At 61.2% G+C, this 3,456-nt stretch carries 6 protein-coding genes; 5 read left to right on the plus strand and 1 reads right to left on the minus strand.

From position 1 onward, the window contains the following. The coding region (locus EN939_RS25795; RefSeq protein ID WP_206528339.1) for a metallophosphoesterase at positions 1 to 720 on the plus strand (720 nt) is incomplete at its 5' end. A gap of 57 nt (positions 721 to 777) precedes the next feature. On the opposite strand, the gene EN939_RS25800 is transcribed toward EN939_RS25795, so the two are convergent. Further along, positions 778 to 957, minus strand: a complete 180-nt coding sequence (locus tag EN939_RS25800) for a CsbD family protein (RefSeq protein ID WP_027037831.1) — start codon at positions 955 to 957, stop codon at positions 778 to 780. A gap of 199 nt (positions 958 to 1,156) precedes the next feature. On the opposite strand from EN939_RS25800, the gene EN939_RS25805 reads away from it, so the two are divergent. The 4 genes from EN939_RS25805 to EN939_RS25820 all read left to right on the plus strand — a co-directional run bounded on the left by EN939_RS25805 (position 1,157) and on the right by EN939_RS25820 (position 3,443). Then, positions 1,157 to 1,810, plus strand: coding sequence for a glutathione S-transferase family protein (locus EN939_RS25805; protein ID WP_164749554.1), 654 nt, complete (start codon positions 1,157 to 1,159; stop codon positions 1,808 to 1,810). A gap of 425 nt (positions 1,811 to 2,235) precedes the next feature. After that, positions 2,236 to 2,445 carry a cold-shock protein gene (locus tag EN939_RS25810; protein WP_010915421.1) on the plus strand — a complete coding sequence of 70 codons (210 nt, stop codon included), beginning with the start codon at positions 2,236 to 2,238 and terminating at the stop codon, positions 2,443 to 2,445. A 363-nt stretch (positions 2,446 to 2,808) separates the two neighbouring features. Beyond that, positions 2,809 to 3,036 (plus strand): hypothetical protein, encoded by a 228-nt coding sequence (locus tag EN939_RS25815; RefSeq protein ID WP_013532399.1) that lies wholly within the window; start codon positions 2,809 to 2,811, stop codon positions 3,034 to 3,036. Continuing rightward, on the plus strand, positions 3,036 to 3,443 hold the full coding sequence (locus EN939_RS25820; protein ID WP_013532398.1) for a hypothetical protein: 408 nt from the start codon (positions 3,036 to 3,038) through the stop codon (positions 3,441 to 3,443). Before EN939_RS25815 ends, EN939_RS25820 begins: the two co-directional genes overlap by 1 nt. The last annotated feature ends 13 nt before the right edge of the window (positions 3,444 to 3,456 follow it).

Below are 3,456 nucleotides of genomic sequence, written 5' to 3' on the forward strand. Positions count from 1 at the left end.
CTCCAGTTCAGCCAGCGCTACATCCAGGGCGTCGGCCCGGATCGCGTGCACATGCCGGTCTATGTCGGGCTCGGCAACCATGATCTCGACCAGAACGGGCCGCCGCACCATGTCGACTGGTACCGGCGCGAACTGCGCGACTATGTCGAGGTCAACCATCGCGCCGGCGTGTTCTTCAAGCCGCCGGTGCCGGCCACCGACTATGATGTCGACACCGACTGCTACTCCTGGGACTGGGGCGGCCTGCATCTGATCCAGACGCATCGTTTCGCCGGCGATACCGGCCACGGCGCCGAGAGCAGCCTGCCATGGCTGAAGCAGGACCTGGCGACCTATGCGGCGGACGGCCGTCCGGTCGTCCTGTTCCAGCATTATGGCTGGGACACTTTTTCGGTGGAACGCTGGGATGCCGCCAAGAGCGACTTCGATGATGACGGCACCGGTGCGCCGCATTGGTGGAGCGAGGCCGACCGGCAGGCGTTGCTGGCGGCGCTGAAGGGCTACAATGTCGTCGGCATTTTCCACGGCCACCAGCACGAAACGCCGCTGATCTATCGCAGGGACGGGATCGACCTGTTCAAGCCGAAGGCTGCCTATATGGGCGGCTTCGCGCTGGCCAGGGTGACCAGCGACGGCATGGACGTGGTGCTGGGCGAGGCGACCGGCGATCATGGCGAGGTTGCCTTCACCAATGCTTTCAGCAAGGGCTGGAGCACATGAAAAAGGCGGCCTTCGCGGCCGCCTTTCCCTCGATAAAGCGCGTTTCTCGATGTCGGATCAGAGCGCCTTCTTGACCTTGTCCTTGACGTCGCCATAGGCCTTCTGCACCTTGCCGGCGATCCGGTCGCCCGTGCCTTCGGCCTGGGTCTGCCTGTTGCCGGTCGCCTTGCCCGCGGCTTCCTTGACCGAGCCTTTGACCTGCTTGGCCACGCCCGCAACCTGATCCTTGTTCACCATTTTTGCGCATCTCCTGGGATTTTTGAATTCAGGGGAATTCATTTGCGGGTAGCTAACGAGCCGGCGTCGGTTAGGTTCCAGGCGTCGCCCGGACGGCAGATCAGGTCGCGCGGCCGCCGCCTTGGGGCAAGGCTGGTGGGCTAGGCTGTGAACACACGTCGACCATGGATATTGGATGGCCGAGCGTGCGGGGAGAAAAATGGCAGAATTTACGCTCTATATCGGCAACAAGTGTTTCTCCTCATGGTCGCTGCGGCCATGGCTGGCGATGAGGCATCTGGAGATCCCGTTCGAGGAAGGTTTCGTGCGGCTGCGCACGCCTGAAACCTTTGCCAATCTGGCGAAAGTGTCGCCGACAGGTCAGGTGCCGGTGCTGAATCACAGTGGCAAGATCGTCTGGGAAACCCTTGCCATCCTTGAATATCTCGCCGACCTGTTTCCCGAAAAAAAGCCCTGGCCGGCCGATATCGACGCCCGTGCGCTGGCGCGTTCGGCTGCGACCGAGATGCATTCCGGCTTTCGCGAGGTTCGCTATGGCTGGCCGATGAATTTGCGTCGGCCCAAGGCCCACAAGCCGCTCGACGCCGAGGGCGAGGCGCAACGCGCCCGCATCGAGGCGCTGTGGCGCCAGTGCCGGGAAAAATACGGCAAGGGCGGCCCGTTCCTGTTCGGCCACTTCACCGCGGCCGATGCCATGTATGCGCCTGTCGTCACCCGTTTCGACACCTATGGCGGCACGCTGGCGCCGGATACGCGCGCCTATGTCGACGCCGTGCTGGCAACGCCGGCGATGCGCCACTGGTATGCCGAGGCGGCCAGGGAGACGTGGCCGGAACCCGGTCCGGACGAATAGGATCCAAACGAAAACGCCCCTCGCACCTTTTATCGTGCGGGGGGCGTCTTTGCCATCAACTGTTATTCGATTGCTCTCATGAACTGCTGATGACACCGAATAAATGCGCGTCTGCGCAGATGGTTCCTGGATGCCGGAAAACTTTTCTCAAGTTGGCGCAAGCGCGCTGTTTGGCGTCCGATTTGCCGTCATGCAAGGTTTTTGGCCAGGTGGTTTGGGAGAATTCCGCAGCTGTGGCTTTATGCAAATTTGACAGCGCGCCAAAAGAAGCCTATAAGCAAATCGTCGATATTTGTTTGACTGACTTTTGTTATCCGCGCTTTCGAGCGCGCCTTTGACGAACTTCCCACATCAAAAATCGGGACAAACGAACGTTGTGCATCCGCATGGCGTCGAATGAATATTTGCCATGGAAAGGGTTCGTCATGAGCACCGGCACAGTTAAATGGTTCAACGCCACCAAAGGTTTTGGTTTTATTCAGCCTGACGACGGCTCGGCCGACGTTTTTGTCCACATCTCGGCCGTAGAGCGCGCCGGCATGCGCGACATCGTCGAGGGCCAGAAGCTCGGCTACGAGATGGTCCGCGACAACAAGTCGGGCAAGATGTCCGCCGACCAGTTGAAGGCGGCCTGAAAAAAGAATTCAGCTCTCCCGGTGACCACGGATGTACTGGCACCGGTGAGTGGCGAATTCGGGCGCATGGCCGCGGAGACCTGAGTTTCCACGGCATATCATGCGCATGAGAAGGGCGTTCGTGCATCCCCGGGTGCATCCTTTTTGGATGTCATCTGGTTGCGCGGCGCTCCATGAAGGTCAGGCGGTGCCTGGCCTTTTTCATTTTGCGCGCCTTGCCGCCGAAAGTGCGCTGCGCGCCGGCCTGGACGTGCTAAGGGACGCTCCAGCAATTTGAATTCGCCGCGCGTATTGCTTTGTGCGTGATCCTGACCGAAGACCCGGTCTCGCTCCATCGGCACAGGCTCCTGACAGGAGAAAGATTTGACCACCAGTTCAAAGACAACCGTCGATCAGGCCGTGTCCCTGTTCAGCAAGACGCAAACCCAGTCGATGTCGCTCAACCGCATCAATTCCGAGCGCGACGCCGTCAGCGAGGCACGTGAAGCCAAGACCGCGCGTCTGCGCGAATTGCGGCTGGAGAAGGAGGCCGACGAGATGGCCGCCGCCGCCGCGCTAGCCGCTTTGCCGAAGCGGGCCGGAAGACGCTGATGGCTACCAAACGCGTACCGCCAACACCGATCGCCGCCGACGCAACCATTGCCGATATGGTCGAAGGCCTCGACAAGCCGGTCGAATTCGTCCGGCGTGTGCTGGAAAAGCTCGAACGCTGCAAGCGTGCCCACGGTGATGCCCAGGTGCGCGTCGGCGTGCGTGGCCGCGCCGAATGCCCGAACTACCTGATCGAATATGTCCGCGAAGACGCCAAGACCCATGAGCGGGTGACTTATCAGGACGCCGCCTACAGCGGCAGCACGCATCGCGAGCTGGCGGCCCATCACATCGAGGCGGTGAAAAACTGGTCGCCCGAGGAAATGAACATCACGGCCGTTTCGGCGCTGATCGGCCGCCTGCGCAATCCGCGCGCCCCATCATCGCGCTTCGCCGACGAGGACTGACATGGCCATAAAA

It is taken from the genome of Mesorhizobium sp. M7A.F.Ca.CA.002.05.1.1 (assembly GCF_003998335.1).
Classification (GTDB): domain Bacteria; phylum Pseudomonadota; class Alphaproteobacteria; order Rhizobiales; family Rhizobiaceae; genus Mesorhizobium.

Bases quoted from the DNA above. Each gene is read 5' to 3' on its own strand.
- EN939_RS25805 (WP_164749554.1), top strand. From the start codon at position 1,157: ATGGCAGAATTTACGCTCTATATCGGCAACAAGTGTTTCTCCTCATGG.
- EN939_RS25810 (WP_010915421.1), top strand. From the start codon at position 2,236: ATGAGCACCGGCACAGTTAAATGGTTCAACGCCACCAAAGGTTTTGGT.
- EN939_RS25800 (WP_027037831.1), bottom strand. From the start codon at position 957: ATGGTGAACAAGGATCAGGTTGCGGGCGTGGCCAAGCAGGTCAAAGGC.
- EN939_RS25820 (WP_013532398.1), top strand. From the start codon at position 3,036: ATGGCTACCAAACGCGTACCGCCAACACCGATCGCCGCCGACGCAACC.